This is a genomic window from Streptomyces aureoversilis, assembly GCF_042657885.1.
GTDB classification, from domain to species: Bacteria; Actinomycetota; Actinomycetes; order Streptomycetales; family Streptomycetaceae; genus Streptomyces; species Streptomyces aureoversilis.
The window spans coordinates 125,444-145,235 of sequence record NZ_JBHSKJ010000017.1; the positions used below are offsets into that span (position 1 = coordinate 125,444).

Here is a 19,792-nt window from a genome sequence, read left to right on the forward strand (position 1 = left end):
CTCAGGCGTAAATCCTCGCGACGAGATACACAAGAAGGATCAGGACGGCCAGGATCAGCGACGGGACGGCGATGAATTTGGCCGTCCGCGTGAGCACCCTGGTGGCGTGGGCCGGGCCTTCCGCGTAGTTCGTCTGCGACGCTGCCGACGAGCCGAGGCTGTTCCGGGCGATCGATACGACGACCAGCGCCAGTATTGCCGTGATCAGGGAGATGATGAGCGGTTTCATCATCCCGGCACGGACGACTCCCTCCTCAAGGGACGCCCCGGGGATGTACACCCGGGTCTCCACGGCATCGATCGCCGCCACCGCGCCCAGGAGGAGCGTGATCAGCGAGGCGACGGACAGGCCCAGGGAGGCGGCCGCCAGGGCGGGGGCGCGTTGGGGGCGGGCGGGGGTCGGAGGAGGGTGGTGTGAGCGCGGTGGTGGTGCGTGGGTTGTTCGTGGGGCGGGGCGCTGCGTGGGGCGTTGTGTTGCTCGTGGGGCGGGGCCTGCAGCGGCGGCTGCTGTTGCTGCGGGTCCGGCCGCGGGGGGCGGCTTGCGGGTCGGCGCGGGCGTGCTCGGTTTGTGCGTGCTGGGTTTGTGGGCGACCGGCTCCTGACTGCTCGGCTCCCGCCTGTCCGGCTTCTGTGCGACCGGAGTGCGCGTCGGTACCGGCCGGTGGGCCGCAGGCGGTGGCGGGGCCGGCGGCCGCGCGTGGGCGGGTGGCGGCTTGCCCGCCGCCGGTACCACCGCTGTCGGGCCGTCCGGGGGCACCGGCGCCCGCCCCTCGGCCGCCGGCGTCGGCAGCACCTCCGCCTCCACGTGGACCAGCCCTTCCCCGACGGCGCCCTTCAGCACGATGTCACCGCTGAGGCGTCCCGGCCCCGCGGAGGTGTCGACGCTGATGTCGAGCCCGTCGGGGGTCTCCGCGGCCCGTAGCCAGTCCGCCTTGGGGTGCGCGGCGCAACTACGGGCCAGCGGCGGGCCGAGGAGCCGCACCTGCTGGTGCGGCGGCGGCGCGCCCTGCGGCACCGGGCCGAAGTCCAGCCGGGTCGGGTACGGGTTGACGGCAACCTCGCTCAGGGCGCGGCCGGCCTCGTCGGCCACGGCCCGGATGTCCTTGCGCGCCATCTCGGCCAGGGCCTCGCGTGCGCCCACGGCGACGGACAGGTCGGCGTTCTCCATACGGGCCCGCAGTTCGGCGATGGCTCCGCGGCGGGTGTAGATGTCGGGGCTGCGCATCGCCGCGCGCAGGTCGTCCGGAACGGGGGAGGGGGCGATCCGCCGCCGGGGGCTGCGCGCCAGGTACAGGTCACCCTGCATGTCGACGCTGCGGCTCGGGGTCTGGTTCGGGTTCTCCTGCCGTACGCGGTCGAAGACGTACTCGTACAGCTCGTCGAGGGAGATCCGGCCGTCCTCGTCCAGGTCGGCCTCTCCGGTGGCGAGGCCGGAGACGAGCGCGCTGGTGAACACCGAGGGCCGCGGGCCCGCTGCAGTCCGCGTGAGCTCGGAGCCCTCGAAGGCGTACTCCATGGAGTTGGAGGCGGTGATGACGGCCCAGCCGCGCCCGCCGCCGAGCTTCTCGCCCACGAAGGACTCCAGGACGTTGACGTCGCCGGCGGCGCGGGCGACCGCGCCCTGGGGGAAGGCGCCGCCGTAGCAGCAGTCCAGGAAGAGGGCGATGCTGCGGGCGCGGGTGCAGGACATGCAGCGGCGTACGAAGTCGGCCGGTACGGCGGTGGAGGCCAGGCGCCGGGGCAGCGTGTTGCTGGCGGCGAAGTACAGTTCGCCGGACTCGCTCTTGAGTCCGTGGCAGGAGAAGTGGACCACGAGGGTGTCGCCCGGCCGCCGGTCGGCGAAGAAGTCGTCGAGCCGCATGCTGATGGCGTGCGAGGGCTCGTTCCGCACGATCTGGACGTCGAATCCGCCGATCTGCGGGTCGCCCAGGACGCCCGCGAGCGCCTCGGCGTCCTGCGCCGGCGACATCAGCTGTCGGAGTCCTCGGTCCTGGTAGCTGTCGTTGGCGATGATCAGCGCGTACCGGGACTCGGTCATGGCGGCACCTCACCGGGCGACGCTTTCCCGGGCGGCACCGCACCGGGGGAGTGCCGACGGACGAAGAGGTCGAAGGCCTCGGTGACCTGCTCGGGTGTCGCCTCGGAGATCTCCAGGACGTCGTCGCCGAGCGTCAGCCGCATCGACGGCCGGGAATCCCGGCAGCGGCCCCACCACTCCCTCACGGCGCCGACGACCTCGCGCAGCGCCGTGGCGGACGTTCCCAAAGTCACCAGCAGGGCTCCCACCTGGGCGACGTCCACCGCCCGGGCGCCCGGCGGCACCTCTGCGTCAGCCGGGAGGGACGTCACGTCGTCCACGTCGAGCTGGAGCAACTCCTGGCGGAGGTAGCCGGTCAGCTTCTCGACGTGCTCGGCTTCCGTCGCTTCCGGCCCCTCCTCGGACAGGAGGATTTGCAGTCGGTTTTCCACCGTATTCGCCCCTTCGCGCCCGCCCGGTCACGACCAGTCACGTCCGGTCACGCTTCCTCGCGCTCACGGCTCACAGGGGCGACGCGGAGTCGGACCGCGGTGGCTCCACGTGCCTCACTCCCAGTCTGTGATCCCTCCTACCCCGCCGCAACCAGGGTCCGTGTCCGTGGCCGGGGCACACGACGAGCGCCGGCGTAGCCCTCACGCGCTGATCCGTGGCCCCATTTCCCGTGCCAGCGCCCGTGCCAGCGCGCGGAAGATCTGCACCTCGGGGTTGCGGTCCCGGGCCCGGACGGCCAGGTAGCTGCTCTCGTGCGGAGCGTCGAGCACCGGGACGAAGACCGCGCCCGGCCACGCGTAATAGCGGGCGAACGACTTCAGGCCGGAGCCGGCCGCGCGCCCGGTGACCACGCCGGTGAGGACTTCCTGCGGCGTCAGCGCCACGTGCGGGCTGCGGCGCCGGGCCGCGCAGTCGAAGTACAGGTAGTCGGTGAAGGTGCGGGGCGTGTGCCCGGGGACCGTGAAGAACGGCAGGTCGGCGACGTCCGCGAGCAGGGCGCCGGTGTCGCGGGCGTCCGCCAGCGGCGACGACTCCGGTACCGCCACGATGCGCTGCTCGGTCGTCATGGCGTCCGCGGTGATCCGTTCGTCCGCCGGGGTGGGCCGGACGAAGGCGACGTCCACGCGGTCCTCGACGAGTGCGGAGACGTGTTCGGTGAAGTCGAGCTGGCGCAGCTCGACGGGCACGTGGGGACGGGCCCGCCGGAAGGCGTTGACCGACGCGGGGGTCAGCTCCGCCGAGCCGTGGCCCATGATGCCTACGCGGAGCGGCCGTTCGGCGGAGGGCGGGGCCTGGGCGGCCCCGGCCACGTCGTCGAGTGCGGCGTTCGCGGCGGCGAGCAGCGTACGGGCGTGGCCGGCCAGCCGCTCGCCGGCGGGCGTGGGGGAGACGGGGTTGCGGTGGAGCAGGCGGGTGCCGAGGTCGCTCTCCAGCCGCCGGACGTGCTGGGTCACGGCGGGCGGGGAGAGGAAGAGCCGTGCGGCTGCCCGCGCGAAGTGTCCTTCCTCGACCACCGCCAGGAAGGACGCCAGCAGACGGAGATCCATGACGGCCACGATAGACACCTCGGCCGTCCGGTTCGCATGTGCATTCACAAATCGTGAATGCGGGCGGCGGGGGTGGGGCGGAGGCCCGTAGGACTGGCGGACGTGAGTATTCCTGTCAAGCACACCGCCCCTGGTACCTCCGGCACCTCCGGCGACCCCGGTGGGACGCGCACCGGCCGGATGCGGTCCGGTTGGATGCGGACGGGCTGGATGATGACGGCCTCCGGCTGGAGCGCCAACCAGTTCTCCGCCCTGCTGGGCGCCTACCGCTCCGAGCTCGGGCTGTCCGAGTCCACGGTCACCGGCCTGTTCGCGCTGTACGTCGTCGGCCTGGTCCCGGGCCTGCTGATCGGCGGACCGCTGGCCGACCGGCGCGGCCGCCGGCCGGTGGCGCTGACCGCCCTCGCCGTCAACCTGCTCTCCACCTGCCTCCTGATGGCCGGCTCGGCCACCACGGCGTGGCTGCTGCCCGGCCGCTTCCTGACCGGCGTCAGCGCCGGTGCCCTGCTGGCCGCCGGCAGCGCCTGGGTCAAGGAGCTCTCCTGCCCGCCCCACGCTCCGGACGGGGCACCTGGGGCGGCGGCCCGCCGCCCGGGCCTGTTCGTCTCGGCGGGCTTCGCCTCGGGCGGCCTGGTGGCCGCGCTGATCGCCCAGTGGCTGCCGCACCCGATGGCGACGGCCTACGTTCCCCATGTCATCCTGGTGGCACTCGCTTGGGTGGTCGCGTACCGGGCCCCGGAGACCCGGCGCCCGGCCGCGCGGGAGGGGCGGGATGCACGGGCTGCGGCGGGCGGTGACGGGGCTGCTGTTGCAGCTGCTGGTGCCGCCGATGCCGCGGGGACCGCGGTCGGCGCCGCCGCTGACGCCGCCGTCGACTGGTCCCGCTTCCGCCGCGCCGTACTGCCCCTGGCCCCCTGGGTCTTCGCCGCCCCGGCCATCGGCTTCGCCACCCTGCCCGGGCTGGTCGACGGCGGATTGACGGGCTGGCGCACCGTTTTCGCGGGCATCGCGACCGCCGTGGTCCCCGGCTGCGGCCTGCTCGTCCAGCCCTTGGCCCGCCGGCTGGCCGCACGGCACCGCTTCGCCAACGCGTCGGCCGGCCTCGGCGCGATCACCGTGGGGCTCGCCCTCGCCGTCCCCGCCGCGGCGGCAGCGCAGCCGGCGCTCGCCCTCGTCGCGGCGGCCGTCCTGGGAGCCGGTTACGGCTTCGCGCTGTCCTTCGGCCTGACCGAGGCGGCCGCGTCCGCACCGCCGGCGCGGCTGGCCATGGTGACCTCGCTGTTCTGGACGGCGGCCTACCTCGGCATGTTCGTGCCGTACGCCCTCGCCCTGGTCTCCCGCTGGTGGAGCATGCCCGTACTCCTCGCTGCGGCAGCCGTACTGGCGGCGCTGACCTGTGGCGGGTTCGCCGCCCTCGGCGGGCGCCGCAACGTGCCTGCCGCACTCCACCGCACGGCGGAGCCGGACCGTCCTCGCGCATGATCCTTACGCGGCGAGCAGCCGCAAGAGTGATCGCATGGCAACGAGCGCGAGCGCAACTCCCCCAAAGGGCACAGCACATGCAAGGACGGTGGACACGGGGACCGAGCGGCCCGTGCCGCTGTGGGCGGAGCGGGTCGTCCGCCTGCTCCCCCTGCTCGCCCTCCCGGTGTGTCTGTGGCGGCTGCCCATCGGCTTCGACCACCTGATGGGCATGGACGCCGAGCCCATGTCGTGGACGCGCTGGGCCAACGTGGCGTACGTCTGTGCACTCAGCTTGCTGACCGAGTCGGCCGCATTGCTGTGCCGCGGCCTGGTCCGGCCCTGGGGCGAGGTCGTGCCCCGGTGGGTGCCGGGGATCGGCGGCCGGCGCATCCCGCCCCTGGTGGCGGTCGTCCCTGCCGCTCTCGGCGGTCTGGTCCTCACGGGGCTGCTCATCGACTGGGTGCTGCGCGTCTTCCACATCGCCGGCTTCGCCGAGGCCCCGTACACGAGCGTGTGGTGGAAGGTGCTGGGAGACGTGGTCAGCGGCCTGTTCGTCCTGTGGGGGCCGTTGGTGCTGGCCGTGACGTACGCCTACCACCGGCGCCGCAGGACCGCCTCCTGAGCGGCGCCCCGGCCTGCCCGGCGTCAAGCCAAGGTGACGTGCATCCCGCCCCCGGCCAGGGAGTTCAGGACTTCGGCGAACAGGTCGTAGGGCCGGCCGTCCGGCGAGAGGGCGTGGGACAGGTGCTCGCGCGCGGTCGCGGCGTCGCGCCAGAGCAGGGTCGCGGGGGCCGTGTGGCCGAAGGTGCCGCGGAGGCAGTCGTCGAGGGCGCCCAGGCAGCCGCCGAAGCAGCCGCCCGGCCCGTTCACCGCCTCGCCCAGCGCGAGGTGGAGGCCCGGGACGTCGGTGACGTGCCGGCCGTCGAGCTCGTAGGCGTGGTGGGCCGGCCGGTCCCGGCGCTCGAGCCGGCAGCCCCGCTCCCGGACGATGTCCAGCCACGCAAGCCGGTGCCGGCTGTCGAGGCCGACCCAGAGGCCGGGCCTGTCCGGCGGCCCGGCGAGCCATCTCTCCAGGAGCGGCCGGGCGTATTCCCGGACGGCCGGGTAGAGGTTGCTGCCGTCCAGCTCCAGGTCGATCAGATCCGTTCCGGGGGGCGGACGGCTGCCAAGCGCGGACGGTGGTCCACAGCAGCCGGTCGGGCTTCGCCGCCGACCGCGGCCCACCCCTGCCGGCGAGCGTGTCGCGGTGCCGTCAACCCCGCCCCACTACCCCCGTCACCCCCGCCGCCGCGGACGCGTCCGCCGGGTGGACGGTCTCGGCGGGCGGGTCGGCGGTGTGCCGGGCCCAGGGAAGGTAGACGGCCGCGGTGAAGACCAGTCCGACGATCCAGGAGATGTCCGCACCGCCGAGCCGGTCCGTCAGCGGACCGGTGTAGAGGTTCTGGGCCAGGAAGGGGATCTGGGCGAGTATGCCGAGGACGTAGCTGCTCAGCGCGGGGACGTTCCACCGCCCGTAGCGGCCGTCCGGGTCGTACAGCGCGGGAATGTCGACGCGCTCGCGCGAAACCAGGTAGTAGTCGGTCAGGTTGATGGCGCTCCAGGGCGTGAACACCATGAGCAGCAGCAGGACGAAGTTCTTGAAGTTGTCGAGGAAGTCCGCGCTGGCCGCGACCGCCACGACGGTGGCCGCCGCCGTGAACGCGGTGATGTACAGCGCTCGGGCGGCCGGCGTGATCCTGGTCCGGCCGTCGAATGCGGTCACCGTCGTCAGGATCGACATGAAACCGCCGTACGCGTTGAGGCAGTTGACGGTGAGCTTGCCCACCAGCACCACCAGGTGGATCAGGAAGCCGACGGCCGCCGGTCCCGCCAGCTCGCCGACGAACCCGACCTGGTCGGACAGGAAGGACCCACCGGCCACGGCGGCGATCAGGGCTCCCAGGCTCATGGCCCACTGCGCTCCGAGGACGCTGCCCGAGAAGGTTGACCAGAAGGCCGCGCGGGCGCTGGTGCTACGGGGCAGGTAGCGCGAATAGTCGGCCACGTAGGGACCGAAGGTGAGCTGCCAGCCGGCGCCGAGGGAGACGGCGAGCAGAAACGTCGCCGCGTCGAAGGGCTGCCGGCCGACGTGCGCGCCGACGTCGTACCGGGCGAACACGGCGACGAGGAGATAGCCGAGGCCGATGCTGCCGACGACGGTCGCCACCCGGCCCGCCAGGTGGATGAGGCGGTATCCGGCCAGGGCGACGACGGCGGTCAGCACGCCGAAGACGAGTATCCCGGGGGTCGTGCCGGGCAGGTGCAGGATCCTGCGGACGGCCTGCCCGGCCAGTACGGAGCCCGTCGCCGCGAAGCCCAGGTACATGAGGATCACCATCACGAGCGGGACCACCGCGCCGAAGACGCCGAACTGTGCGCGGCTCGAAACCATCTGGGGAACCCCGAGCCGCGGACCCTGGGCCGAGTGCAGGGCCATCACCGCCCCGCCGAGGAGGTTGCCCACGAGCAGCGCCGGGATCGCCCACAGTGCGTCGGCGCCGAAGACGACCGCCAGAGCGCCGTCGACGACGGCGGTGATCTGCATGCTCGCGCCGAACCAGAGGGTGAACTGGTTGTGCGGGGCGCCGTGCCGCTCGGCGTCCGGGATCACCTCGATCGTCCGTCGTTCCAGGGCGAGGGGGGACCGGGACGGGGACGGGGCCGGGGGTCGGGACGACGGCTGCTCGGACGACGTCATGGGCGCCACACCCCCGGCTCGGCTCGGTTCGGCTCCTGCTCGCGCGATGGTGCGCCGAATCTGGCACGGGGCGAAAACAGGAGTCAACGGGTCGGTCGCCGTCGTGTAATATTGCCGATGTCGCCGGGGAAACCGGGCGAAAGCGGAACAGCAAGACAGGTAGTGCAGCAGGACAGGCAGTACAGCGGAACAGCTGAACAAGGGGCTATAGCTCAGTTGGTAGAGCGCCTGCATGGCATGCAGGAGGTCAGGAGTTCAATTCTCCTTAGCTCCACAGTGAACGAGATGGAGGCCACCCGGGTCGGGTGGCCTCCATCTCGTTGTGCGCTCCCCGATGGGGGGAGTTTGCGCACCCGTCCGGGTGACGGGCGTTTCTCGGATCATCGGACGGCGAAGATCCTTCATGACAGCGGCACGCTGCCCTTGCCCAGTCCTACCAGCCGCGGACTGGGCAAGGGCGAGGACGGCCGGCCGGGGCGACGGACGTGAAATCTCCTGCAAATGGGACATCGTCGCCAATCTGCGAAGCTTTCCGTATGAACTCTCGGCTCCACTTCCTCGCTGCGCGCTGGCCGGCCCTCGTGCCGGCGCTCGCCGCCGTCGTCCTGGCCCTGACCTGGGGGCGGTCACTGTCCGCCGGAGCGGTGGCCCTGGTGAGCTGCTGCCTGGCCGGCGCCGTGCTCTCCGCCGTGCACCACGCGGAGGTGATCGCGCACCGGGTCGGCGAACCCTTCGGATCGCTCGTCCTCGCCGTCGCGGTGACGGTCATCGAAGTGGCCCTCATCGTCACGCTCATGGCCGACGGCGGCGACAAGAGCGCCTCCCTGGCCCGCGACACCGTCTTCGCCGCCGTCATGATCACCTGTAACGGCATCGTCGGGCTGTCCCTCCTCGTGGGCGCCCTCCGGCGCCGCGTGGCCGTCTTCAACGCGGAAGGCACCGGCGCCGCCTTCGCCACCGTGGCGACGCTCGCCGGGCTGAGCCTGGCCCTGCCGACCTTCACCACCAGCACCCCCGGCCCGCAGTTCTCCCCGGCCCAGCTCGTCTTCGCCGCCGTCGCCTCGCTCCTCCTCTACGGCCTGTTCGTGGCGACCCAGACCGTACGGCACCGCGACTACTTCCTCCCGGTGACCGCCCAGGGCGAAGTCATCGACACCGACGACCACGCCGACCCGCCCACGGCCCGGACCGCCCTGACCAGTCTCGGCCTGCTCGCCGTCGCCCTGGTCTCGGTCGTCGGCCTGGCCAAGGGGGTCTCCCCGGCCATCGAGTCCGGCGTGGCCGCCGCCGGCCTCCCCGCCTCCGTCGTCGGCGTCGTCATCGCCCTGCTGGTACTGCTCCCCGAGACCATCGCCGCCCTGCGCGCCGCCCGCCGCGACCGCGTCCAGACCAGCCTCAACCTCGGCCTCGGCTCGGCCATGGCCAGCATCGGCCTCACCATCCCCGCCGTCGCCGTGGCCTCGATCTGGCTGGACGGCCCCCTCCTCCTCGGCCTCGGCGCGACGCACATGGTGCTGCTCGCCCTCACCGTCGCCGTCGGCACCCTGACGGTGATCCCGGGCCGCGCCACCCCGCTCCAGGGCGGCGTACACCTCTCACTCCTGGCGGCTTATGTGGTGCTGGCGGTGAGTCCCTGAGGGACGCGGGCGGGAACGGGGACGGGGGCGGGGATACGGGCGGGGACGCGGTGCGCATCGGCCATCCAGGCGGCGGTGTGCCGGCTGGCAGGCCGGGGACGCTCCTCGTAGCGCGGCGAGATGAGGTGGTACTCGATGTTGCCGCTCAGCCAGGAGCGCAGCCCGCGGGTCAGGTGACCGATGCACTCGCGTTCTTCGGGGGTGACGTCGAGGTGGGCGCAGAGGTCGGGCAGCGCGCGCTCGAGGGCCAGGAAGGAGTGCATGCGCTGGTCGGCCATCGTGACGGCCCGGGCGATGGCCTCCCCCTGGGTGCACCGGTACTGGCGCTGGATGAGGGGAACGACGTTGATGTGGTCGTTCCAGGAGGCCTCGCGGTGGACGCCGGTGATGTCGTTGACGAGGGCGATGTGGTCGCCCGTGGCGCGCTGCATGGCGTGGAGGACGGGGTGCATGACGATGTCGTCGCTGAGCTCGCAGCGGTGTTCGAGGTCGTTGAAGCACATGTTGGCCAGGGAAGCGGTCGACCAGATCCGGTCGTCCAGGTAGTGCTCGACCGTGGGCCATACGTCGTCACGGCGGTAGACCGCGTCGCGGAGGTACGAATCCAGGAAGCGGCTGAACCGGTTCGCGGTGCGGCGCTGCCAGCGCACTGACATGCCGTGGGCCTGGGTGCGCCGCCACAGGTCGGACAGGGCCACGGTGAACGGCCCGGCGCCGGCACCCGGCGCGTCGGGGTCATTGGTGTCGAAGATCTGCTTCATTTCGTCGACGGTGTCGCGGATGAGCTCGGGATCGTGGACCTCCAGGACGTCGTCGAGCATGACGCCCCACGTCCCCCAGTCGGTGACGAGATCCAGCAGGTCGCCGGTGCAGTACCACCAGACGCACGAGCCCCAGAGGTCCAGCCGGTAGGCGTCCCAGAGGGCTGCCGCTTCCGGAGAGGCCGCCATGCCCGTCTCCTGGCACCATTCCCAGGTATGGGCGCGGGCGCGCTCGGCATCGGGGCTGATCCGCAGGGGAAGCGGGCAGAAGAACAGATTCCGTCGTCGCATCTCCGTGCCTCCGTTCCGGGCGATCGATCAGGGGCTCGGCTCGCTGTAGAACTGACCGGCCCAGCGGCGGTATTCCATGATGGGGCCGTCCCCCTTGGTCAGTTTGGGATGGGCTACGTACGCCTTGTTCTGCCACACGGGGAAGTCCTTCGCCATATCGAGACCGATCAGCGGGGCGAGCACTTTGCCGATCAACCGGGTCGCGCGGCCCGGGGAGGTGAGTCCCAGGCATTCCTCCACGTTCACCGCGAGCCTGATCTCCACGTGCAGCGGATCGACGGGAACCGGCAGGACCCAGAAATGGACGTGGGTGCGGAGCCGCGGAACGCGAGCGTCGACGAACAGCCAGCCGAGCCCCTGAAGACGCAGACTGTAGTGGACTTGATGAGATACCAGGAATCCCCCGGAAGAGCCATCGGCCGGAGTCGTGGCCAGATCGGCTTCCATCACGGTCCCCGAAAAGCGGATGCCCTTGATGTCGATGGCCATGCCGTGAATGGGAGGGCCGTGTGCGGTGTCGACGGAGTTCTCCATGACGTCCTGCGGGTGGTCGACCAGCGTGTAGGAGACGTGTCCCGCCGGGCAGAACTCCGCGGGCTTGGAGGAGTGCACTTCCCATGCGGCCGGGTGGCCGCGGGAATGGTGCCAGACCAGCACGATGCCGTCCACTTCGCGCACCTCCAGCAGCCTGAGACGGGCTTTGGGCGGCGGTGAGCCGCACCCCGTTCGGACGCAGTCGCCGGAGGGCGAGAAGGCGAAATGGTGAAACGGGCAGACGATGTCCTCCCCGTCCACCCGTCCGCCGTGGCCGAGATGGGCCCCCAGGTGCGGGCAGAACGGGCGCGCCGCTCGTACCAGGCCGGACCGGGTCCGGTACAGCACGACGTCCTCGCCGGTGAGGCGCCGGGTCAGCACCCGGCCGGCAGGCAATTCGTCGCGGAATGCCACGGCGTACCAGCCGTCGGGATAGGGAAGCCGGGGAGTTGCCCTGTTACCCGTCACCAATGGGGTTTCACCCGTGCTGCGCGCGAGGTGAAACCTGAAGGCGGAGGGTATTTTCATGAGCGATACCGTCCTCGTCGACAGGGGTCAACTGCCGTTGGTCGATCTACCGCACCATGGTGGGACCTGCAGGATGACGTTCCGCGCCGAAGCCGGCAACCTTTCGGTTCGCCCAGCGGACCACTCTCTTGAGCGGAAGGCAGGATGCCGCGTAAAAGAGGGGGCCATGTGCTCCGATCAGCCGGGCGAGAACTCTCCTGTGCCAACCGGTATGACGACCGGATCGACGACCGGATCGACGACTGATGCAATGACCCGTGCAACCACCCGGGCGACGGACGGTGGAGCGAGTGGCCCGGGACGGCCGACCGCGCGCCGTATCCGGGAGGCGGTGGGCCGGCTCATGGCCGGGCTCGGGGACGCGGGGACCTGTTCGGACAGTTACAACACGGCATTCGTCTCCCGGGTCCGTGACCCCGACGGATCCCCGCGCTACCCCCGCGCGCTCCAATGGCTGCGGGAGCGCCAGCACCCGGACGGTTCCTGGGGAGGCCGGATAGCCCTGCCCGCCGACCGGCTCACGTCCACACTGGCGGCCGTGCGCGCACTCGTGGACTACGCGGAGACCACGCCGCCCGGGCCGTACGACTGGGTGGCCGGAGCGCTGAGGAGGGGAACCGACCACCTGAAGTCACTGGCCCGCGAATGGCGGGCCGGGCCGCACGAGCCGATCGGATTCGAATTCGTCGTGCCGGAGCTGACCCGCCGGCTCCGTGCCCATGGCGTGGACCTCCCACCGCAGGCATGGCCGGACATCCACGCCCTGCGCCGGGACAAGCTCGCCAGGATGGCAGCCGCTTCGGCGGGCTCGCCCTCCCCCTCGCTCTCCCCTTCACTGCGGTACTGCATGGAGGTCGCTCCGGACGAGGCCTTCGTGGGCGCGGCACCGACACTGCAGTCACCCGGAGGGTCGGTGGGCTGCTCCCCTGCGGCTACGGCTGCCCTGTGGCAGAGCACGGGTGATGCGCGGGCACTCGCCTACCTCGACCACCTCGCCCACCGCTCGCGCGACGGCGGGGCGCCCGAGGTGCACCCGGTGGAGGCCTTCGAGACCGGCTGGTCCCTCTACCACCTCGGACGTGCGGGCCTGTTGCCTCCCGGTGGCGCGCAGCACCTCGATGCGCTGGCGGGTGAGCTCGACCGCCGCGGCTGGGTCGGTTTCAGCAGGGAGTTCCCCGCGCCCGAGGCCGACACCACTGCGATGACCATCAACCTGCTGTCCCACCTCGGTGTGGATGCCGCATCCCGGCTCGGCCTCCTCCTGCGCTACGAAGCAGACGATCACTTCTTCCACTACCCGGGCGAGCGGGGCGCGTCGGTGAGTGTGAACGCCCGGCTCCTGGAAGCCTTCAACCACGCGCCCGGCACGTACGGCCCGCAGCGCCGTAAGATCGTCCGCTTCCTTCTCGAGAGCCGTGCGGCGGACGGCTCCTGGCTGGACAAGTGGCACATGTCGCCCTACTACGCGACTGCCCACGTCTGCTTCGCGCTCGGCCGGTCCGCATCCGCTGAGGGCCACGGGAGCCACGAGGATCGTGTGGGTTGCGGGGGCCATGAGGGCCTCTTGACCCGCACCCACGAGTGGCTCCTCGACACCCAGCATCCGAACGGCTCTTGGGGAGCGGGCGGCGGACAGCCGGAGGAGACCGCCTACGCGATCCTGGCGCTGGACGCACTCGCCGGAAGCGATCTCCCCCTCCCGGCTCGTACGTCACACCTGGCGCACCGCTACCTCGTGCCCTATCTCGATGCCGGGCCCGACGCCTTCGCCGAACTGTGGCTCGGCAAGTCCCTCTACACGCCGACCGCGGTCGTGCAGTCAGCCGTCATCGCCGCCGCCCATCTCACGCGGCCCCGCCTCACCACGCCGTGGGCGCGCGGCGACTGACTCCGCCGGCGACGGCAGGGAGTCGGTGTTCAGCCGGCGCAGGGCGATGGTGAGGGCGAACGCCGTGCGCCGGAGCTCACCGACGGCCCGCTTCAGCGCGGTGCGGCCCGTGGTGTCACCGATGACCACACCGGCCAGGACGCGACGGTCCGGCCCCAGGACGGGCGCGGCCACCGTCAGCATCCCGGACGCGTACTCCTGACGCTCGACGGCGATGCCGGTGTGGCGGATGACCGCGAGTTCGTCCTCCAGTTCCTCGTGGGGCGGCCAGTCCGCTGCCTGCGCATCGTGTTCGAAGGCGAGCAGCAGCTTGCCGATGGCGGTCGAGGACGCCGGCACCGTTTCGCCGGTGCGGGAGAGCAGAGGCTGCAGGCGCCGGCCGTGGATGCGTTCCACGTAGCGGACCTGCCGGCCTTCGTGGACTCCCAGGCCCACGAAGCCGCCCAGGGAGTTGTACAGGTCGAGGAGGAACGGCATCGCCGTGGCTCTCAGGACGCCGAGCTGGTTGCGGCGGGTGACGCGTTTCGACGCCAGCTCGGCCAGCCGCTCGCCCGCCACGTACTTGTCGTCCCAGCGGCCGATCATTCCGTGTGCGCAGAGCGCCGTCAGGATCCGGTACGTCGTGGCCTTCGGCACGCCCGTCTCCCGGGCGATCTCACTGAGCCCGCGCGGCCTGGCGTCCTGGCAGACCATCTCCAGCACGCGCAGCGCGCGGCCGACCGCGCCGCGTTCGAGAATCGCCTCCGGGACCGTCCTGACCTCCGCGGGGGTTTGCGGGTCCCCCCTTGTCTGCGTCATTCCGGATAACCCCTGCTGGTCAGGCACGGCGGGCGATGACGCGCATCCGTAGTCCCCGGGGGCCCAGGGTGACTTTGACGGAGGGCCGTACGGGGCGGCCGGAGAGCGGGACGAGACGCCAGCGGGAGTTGATGGCGGTGAGGGCCAAGGTGGCCTCGGCCACGGCGAAGCGGGCGCCGATGCACTTGCGGGCACCGGCTCCGAAAGGGAGGTAGACGGTGCGGTCGGGCTGCGGCCCGCGCCACCGGTCGGGGTCGAAGCGGTCGGGGTCCTCGTACAGGTCGGGCCGGCGGTGGATGAGGTAGGGGCTGAAGGCGATCAGGGTTCCGGCCGGGAGCGTGACCCCGCCGAGCTCGGTGTCCTCCACCACCGTGCGCGTGAGCAGCCACGCGGGCGGATACAGCCGGAGGGCCTCGTGGACGACGTGCCCCGCCTCCTGCAGGGCGGACAGGTCGGCGAAGGCCGGCGAGGCGCCGCCCAGGACCCTGTCGGACTCCGCGTGCAGGCGTTCTCCCACCTCCGGGTGTTCGGCGAGCAGATACAGGGCCCAGGCCATCGCGTTGGAGGTCGTCTCCGCTCCGGCGAGGAAGAACGTGAGGACCTGGTCGGCCAGTTCGGCATCGGTCAGCGCCCGGGCGCCGTCGGCTAGGCCGTCGGGGTCGGTGGCCCTCTGCAGGGACGACAGGAGGTCCCGGTGGTCGGTGGAATCGGCGCGGCGGCGGCCGGCGACGCCGCAGGCGGTGTGCTGCAGCCGGTCGCGTGCCCGGAGGTAGCGCCGGTTGCCCGGACTCGGCAGCCGGTTGAGGAGCGCAGGCCTGATCATCCGCCGGAACGCGCCGTTCACCACGGTGTTGATGTCGCCGACCGTCTGCTGCGCGGCCCCGGGCGGCAGGGCGGCGGTGAACATCGTCTCCACCGCGACCCGCGTGGCCAGCTTCGCCATCTCGGTCGTCACGTCGACGACCTGGCCGTCGTGCCAGGAGCGCGCCACATCCTCGGCCGCGGCGACGAACACCGCGGAATAGTGGGGGAACCTCTCGGGGTGGAAGGACGGCTGGCACAGCCGCCGCTGGCGCCTGTGCCGGCTGTGCGGGCACGAGATGAGGCCGTCGCCGACCACCTCGCGCACCCGCTCGTACATGGGCCCTCCCTTGTCGAACGCGTGGTCGTCCAGGAGGACCTGCCGGGTCAGGACCGGGTCGCACACCATCACGACCGAACGCGGCCCCATGCGGATCCGCACCAGGTCTCCGCGGGCGGGCAGGGACGACAGGAACGCCAGCGGATCGCGGACGAGGGGCAGCACGTGCCCCAGGAGCGGCACGGCATTCGGTGCCAGTGGAATCGACGCAGCCGTATCCATGCCCACCCCTTCCGGGACGAGTCGCCGGGACGCCGGGACGCGTAGGGACGCCACCAGCATGTTGTCCACCCTGCACGGCTCGTCAATCCCCGGTCGTGCGGTGCACGGGAGCACATCCGGCGGACTGAAAAGGCGGAGGTGCGCCGCGCACTTCATGTGCGCGGCGCCGTAGCGAAACGAAGGAGGAAACGGGGCGGTGGTGACAACCGGCAGCGTTCAGGCCCTGGGTTTGGTCCAGACCTATTGACGGTTCAACGGGGCGGTTCTAGCGTTCGACACCTTCAGTGACCGGTGGCGGCAGCCGCGGCCCGAAGGGAGCCGAGCATGATCGGTCGGACGGCGCGTCTGATGGCGGGGGCGGCCGGGGTCTGCCTGGGGATGGTCCTTGCGGGGCCTGTGCCCCTGCAGGCGGAGGCCCGGGCGGTGTACGGGACCGCTGCCGTGGCGAGCGGGCCGGGAGCGGACACCTGTCCCGTGCAGTCGAAGCCGCCCGGCAAGGTGCTCCAGGGCTACTGGGAGAACTGGGACGGTGCGGCGAACGGCGTGCACCCTCCGTTCGGGTGGGTGCCGATCACCGACGCGCGCATCGGTGAGCACGGCTACAACGTGATCAACGCGGCGTTCCCCGTCATCCGCTCGGACGGCACGGTCCTGTGGGAGGACGGGATGGACGCGACCGTGAAGGTCGCGACGCCGGCCGAGATGTGCCGGGCCAAGGCGGCCGGGGCCACGATCCTGATGTCGATCGGTGGCGCGGCGGCGGGCATCGACCTCAGCTCCAGCACGGTCGCCGACCGGTTCGTCGAGACGGTCGTGCCGATCCTCAAGACGTACAACTTCGACGGTATGGACATCGACATCGAGACCGGCCTCACCGGCAGCGGCAACATCAACACGCTGTCCGCCTCGCAGTCCAACCTCATCCGCATCATCGACGGCGTGCTCGCCCGGATGCCCTCGAACTTCGGCCTCACGATGGCGCCCGAGACGGCCTACGTCACGGGCGGCAGCGTCACGTACGGCTCGATCTGGGGCGCGTACCTGCCGATCGTGAAGAAGTACGCCGACAATGGCCGGCTGTGGTGGCTGAACATGCAGTACTACAACGGGAACATGTACGGCTGCTCCGGGGACTCGTACTCCGCGGGGACGGTGAAGGGGTTCACCGCGCAGACGGACTGCCTGAACAAGGGGCTCGTCGTCCAGGGCACGACCATCCGCGTCCCCTACGACAAGCAGGTGCCGGGGCTGCCGGCGCAGCCGGGTGCCGGTGGCGGCTACATGTCGCCCGGGCTCGTGGCGCAGGCGTGGAACACCTACGGCGGTGGGCTCAAGGGCCTCATGACCTGGTCCCTCAACTGGGACGGGTCGAAGGGGTGGACCTTCGGGAACAACGTGAAGGCACTGCAAGGGCGTTGAGCCGGCGCGCGACCTGCCCGCGGCCCTGCCGGGTGAGTCTGCCTCCTGGCGCCGCGGTCTCCATAGCGTTCACCTTCAATTCATTGCAACGGGTGGCTGACCTTTGTTGCGTTAACCGCTAGAGACGTTGCAACGATTTCCTTGCTCTGACCTGCAGTGATATTGATTTCGCGCAACGAACCCGTTGATGACTCCTTGAATGCAACGTAGCGTTTGCGTCATCGGAAACAACGAGTTGCAGGAGAACGCAATGCGGAAGTTCACCGCCCCCGCCCCCGTCGCCGCCGTCCTCGACATCCCCGCCACCACCGCCTACAGCAACATCACCGCCCGCAGCCACTGACCCCCGCACCCGCCAACCCGCACGACAACACCGATGAAGGACAAGAAAAATGAGCACCACTCAGGACTACCAGGCCGCCGAACAGCTCCTCCGTCGTCCCGCCCGCCCCGGCGAGCTCGTCATCGGCGACAAGGTCAGGCCGCAGTGGATCGACGGAGGCGCGCGCTTCCGGTACGCGGTGAGCAATGGTGTCGGCAGGCGGTTCGTGCTGGTCGACCCGGTGGCGGGCACCCGTGAGCCGGCCTTCGACCACGCCCTGCTCGCCGCCGGGCTGGCCGCCGCCTCCGGGCAGCGGGTCGACCCCGAGGCGCTGCCGTTCATAGCCGTCGAAATGGCCGGGAACGCAGTGGAGTTCCACGCGTTCGGCGAGTACTGGCGCTGCCGCCTGGACGGCTACGTCTGCGAGCGGGCCGACTTCACGTCGCCGGGCAACCCGCTGGACGTGCCGTCACCCGACAAGAAGGTCGCGGTGTCCCAGCGGGGGCACGACCTGTGGGCGCGCTCGCTGTCCGACGGCCGCGAGTGGGCGCTGACCACCGACGGTGAGCCCGACCACCGGTACGGCTCCGGCCCGGACTCCACGAGCAACGGCACCCTGCTGCGCAAGTTCGGCCTGCCGCACCTGCCGCCCGCGGTGGCCTGGTCGCCCGACTCGACGAAGGTGCTGGCGCACCGGACCGACGAGCGCGGCGTCCGGCGGACCCACCTCGTGGAGGCCGGGCCCGCCGACGGTGGCGCGCCCCGCCTGCACACCCAGCGGTACGCGTACCCCGGGGACGAGAAGGTGCCCCACGCCGAGCTGGTCGTGCTGGACGTGCAGGCGGGCACCGTGGTCCGCGCGCAGGCCGAGCCGCTGCTCATGCCGCAGCTGTCGCCGATCGCGACCAAGTGGGCGTGGTGGGCTCCGGACGGCTCGGCGGTGTACTACCTCGGCCGGCCGCGCGACCTGCGCACGCTCACCCTGCACCGGATGGATCCGGCCACCGGCGAGGTCACCACCGTGCTCAGCGAGACCGGGTCCACCCGTGTGGAGCCCAACCAGTGGATGTACGAGGCGCCGATCGTGCGTGTGCTGGCCGGCGAGGTGCTGTGGTACTCGCAGCGGGACGGCTGGGGCCACCTGTACCGGTACGACCTGCGCACCGGCGCGCTGCTCGGGCAGGTCACCTCCGGGCCGTGGACGGTGCGGCAGATCCTGCACGTCGACGAGGCCGAGCGGGTGGTGTACTTCACCGCCACCGGGCTGGTCGACGAGGATCCGTACCGGCGTACGGTGTGCCGCGCCGGCCTGGACGGCTCCGGCTTCGCGAAGGTCACGGACGACGAGCTGGACCACGTCGTCACCGTGCCGGACCACCCGGACTACTTCATCGACTCCGCGTCCACGGTCGGCACCCCGCCGGTGACGACGGTCCGTGACTGGACCGGGCGGGTCCTGGTCGAGCTGGAGCGCGCCGACATCAGCAAGCTCGCGGCCACCGGCTGGACGCCGCCGGAGCGGTTCCGCGTCAAGGCGGCCGACGGGGTGACGGACATCTACGGGGTGCTGTACCGGCCGCGGGGGTTCGACCCCGCCCGGCGCTACCCGGTGGTGGACAACCTCTACCCCGGCCCGCAGGTCAACCGGGTCGCCCCGTGCTTCGACCCCGGCGGGATGGGCCTCGACGCGGAACCCCTCGCGGCGCTGGGCTTCGTGGTGGTGGCGCTGGACGGGCGGGGCACCCCGGGGCGGAGCAAGTCCTTCCACGACGCCTCCTACGGGCGCTTGGCCGACGCGGGCTGCCTGGCCGACCACGTCGCGGCGCTGCGGCAGCTGGCCGGGACGCGGCCATGGATGGACCTGGACCGGGTGGGCGCGTTCGGCCACTCCGGAGGCGGGTTCGCGGCAGCGCGGGCGATGCTGGACTTCCCCGAGGTGTACAAGGCCGGAGTCGCCCTCTCCGGATCGCACGACGCCCGCTGCTTCAACGTGGGCTTCGTGGAGACCTACGACGGCGCGGACGACCCCGGGGCGTGGGCCCGTTCCTCCAACGTGGAGCTCGCGGACCGGCTGGCGGGCAAGCTGCTGCTCGTCCACGGCGAAATGGACGACCAGGTCCACCCCGGCCACACGCTGCGGCTGGCCGACCGGCTCGTCGCCGCCGACAAGGACTTCGAGCTGCTCATCGTGCCCGGCGCCGAGCACACGTTCATCGACTGCCTGGCCTACGTCCGCAAGCGCTGCTGGGACTTCCTGGTGCGCGAGCTGATGGGCACGCAGCCGCCCGCCTACCGCCCCGCCGCCATCGCCATCGGCCCCGAGCTGCTCAGTGAGCTGTTCGCCTGAGCGCGACACCCGCCGGGCGTGGCGTGCCCGAGGTCTCCCACCGGGTGGTCCCAGAATTTCGGTGTTCGTCCTCCGGGGCCCGGGGCCCGGGACTGAATCTCATGAGTCCACCATGGTCCTGTTAAGG

The 19,792-nt window shown here is 71.5% G+C and carries 14 protein-coding genes, 1 tRNA gene and 1 pseudogene; 7 read left to right on the forward strand and 9 right to left on the reverse strand.

The window, feature by feature from the left end; all coding sequences use genetic code 11:
- Position 1: 1 nt before the first annotated feature.
- From ACFPP6_RS26915 to ACFPP6_RS26925, 3 genes are all read right to left on the reverse strand, one after another.
- Complete coding sequence (locus tag ACFPP6_RS26915; protein WP_382047414.1) at positions 2-2,038, reverse strand: caspase, EACC1-associated type; 2,037 nt, start codon at positions 2,036-2,038, stop codon at positions 2-4.
- Positions 2,035-2,469 carry a hypothetical protein gene (locus ACFPP6_RS26920; protein ID WP_382047416.1) on the reverse strand — a complete coding sequence of 145 codons (435 nt, stop codon included), beginning with the start codon at positions 2,467-2,469 and terminating at the stop codon, positions 2,035-2,037. The genes ACFPP6_RS26915 and ACFPP6_RS26920 overlap by 4 nt, the downstream gene beginning before the upstream one ends.
- Positions 2,470-2,670: 201 nt before the next feature.
- Positions 2,671-3,576: a LysR family transcriptional regulator gene (locus tag ACFPP6_RS26925; protein WP_382047419.1), complete on the reverse strand. Its 906-nt coding sequence runs from the start codon at positions 3,574-3,576 to the stop codon at positions 2,671-2,673.
- 102 nt (positions 3,577-3,678) lie between these two features.
- On the opposite strand from ACFPP6_RS26925, the gene ACFPP6_RS26930 reads away from it, so the two are divergent.
- Together ACFPP6_RS26930 and ACFPP6_RS26935 are read left to right on the forward strand one after the other, a co-directional pair.
- The gene (locus ACFPP6_RS26930) at positions 3,679-5,058 is read left to right on the forward strand and encodes an MFS transporter (protein ID WP_382047422.1); all 1,380 of its coding nucleotides are present in this window, start codon (positions 3,679-3,681) and stop codon (positions 5,056-5,058) included.
- 88 nt (positions 5,059-5,146) lie between these two features.
- Positions 5,147-5,662: a hypothetical protein gene (locus ACFPP6_RS26935; protein ID WP_382047425.1), complete on the forward strand. Its 516-nt coding sequence runs from the start codon at positions 5,147-5,149 to the stop codon at positions 5,660-5,662.
- 23 nt (positions 5,663-5,685) lie between these two features.
- Here ACFPP6_RS26935 and ACFPP6_RS26940 read toward each other — a convergent pair.
- Positions 5,686-6,238: pseudogene (locus ACFPP6_RS26940) on the reverse strand (barstar family protein); the annotation flags it as partial.
- Positions 6,239-6,292: 54 nt separating this feature from the next.
- On the reverse strand, positions 6,293-7,777 hold the full coding sequence (locus ACFPP6_RS26945) for a purine-cytosine permease family protein (protein WP_382047428.1): 1,485 nt from the start codon (positions 7,775-7,777) through the stop codon (positions 6,293-6,295).
- 201 nt (positions 7,778-7,978) lie between these two features.
- Here ACFPP6_RS26945 and ACFPP6_RS26950 point away from each other — a divergent pair.
- Together ACFPP6_RS26950 and ACFPP6_RS26955 are read left to right on the forward strand one after the other, a co-directional pair.
- A tRNA-Ala gene (locus tag ACFPP6_RS26950) sits at positions 7,979-8,051 on the forward strand.
- A 262-nt stretch (positions 8,052-8,313) separates the two neighbouring features.
- Entirely contained in the window at positions 8,314-9,414 is a 1,101-nt protein-coding gene (locus tag ACFPP6_RS26955) for a calcium:cation antiporter (RefSeq protein ID WP_382047430.1), read from the forward strand.
- Here the strand turns inward: ACFPP6_RS26955 and ACFPP6_RS26960 are convergent.
- Together ACFPP6_RS26960 and ACFPP6_RS26965 are read right to left on the reverse strand one after the other, a co-directional pair.
- Positions 9,387-10,466 (reverse strand): terpene synthase family protein, encoded by a 1,080-nt coding sequence (locus tag ACFPP6_RS26960; protein ID WP_382047433.1) that lies wholly within the window; start codon positions 10,464-10,466, stop codon positions 9,387-9,389. The genes ACFPP6_RS26955 and ACFPP6_RS26960 overlap by 28 nt on opposite strands.
- A gap of 27 nt (positions 10,467-10,493) precedes the next feature.
- Positions 10,494-11,528 carry a Rieske 2Fe-2S domain-containing protein gene (locus ACFPP6_RS26965; RefSeq protein ID WP_382047435.1) on the reverse strand — a complete coding sequence of 345 codons (1,035 nt, stop codon included), beginning with the start codon at positions 11,526-11,528 and terminating at the stop codon, positions 10,494-10,496.
- 343 nt (positions 11,529-11,871) lie between these two features.
- Between ACFPP6_RS26965 and ACFPP6_RS26970 the strand changes: the two genes are divergently transcribed.
- Complete coding sequence (locus ACFPP6_RS26970) at positions 11,872-13,416, forward strand: prenyltransferase/squalene oxidase repeat-containing protein (RefSeq protein WP_382047438.1); 1,545 nt, start codon at positions 11,872-11,874, stop codon at positions 13,414-13,416.
- Here ACFPP6_RS26970 and ACFPP6_RS26975 read toward each other — a convergent pair.
- Complete coding sequence (locus tag ACFPP6_RS26975; protein ID WP_382047440.1) at positions 13,348-14,214, reverse strand: IclR family transcriptional regulator; 867 nt, start codon at positions 14,212-14,214, stop codon at positions 13,348-13,350. The two genes, ACFPP6_RS26970 and ACFPP6_RS26975, sit on opposite strands and share 69 nt — an antisense overlap.
- A gap of 19 nt (positions 14,215-14,233) precedes the next feature.
- Positions 14,234-15,577, reverse strand: a complete 1,344-nt coding sequence (locus ACFPP6_RS26980) for a cytochrome P450 (protein WP_382047443.1) — start codon at positions 15,575-15,577, stop codon at positions 14,234-14,236.
- A 327-nt stretch (positions 15,578-15,904) separates the two neighbouring features.
- On the opposite strand from ACFPP6_RS26980, the gene ACFPP6_RS26985 reads away from it, so the two are divergent.
- The gene (locus ACFPP6_RS26985; protein WP_382047533.1) at positions 15,905-16,996 is read left to right on the forward strand and encodes a chitinase; all 1,092 of its coding nucleotides are present in this window, start codon (positions 15,905-15,907) and stop codon (positions 16,994-16,996) included.
- 392 nt (positions 16,997-17,388) lie between these two features.
- On the forward strand, positions 17,389-19,665 hold the full coding sequence (locus tag ACFPP6_RS26990; RefSeq protein ID WP_382047445.1) for a S9 family peptidase: 2,277 nt from the start codon (positions 17,389-17,391) through the stop codon (positions 19,663-19,665).
- Positions 19,666-19,792 lie beyond the last annotated feature (127 nt).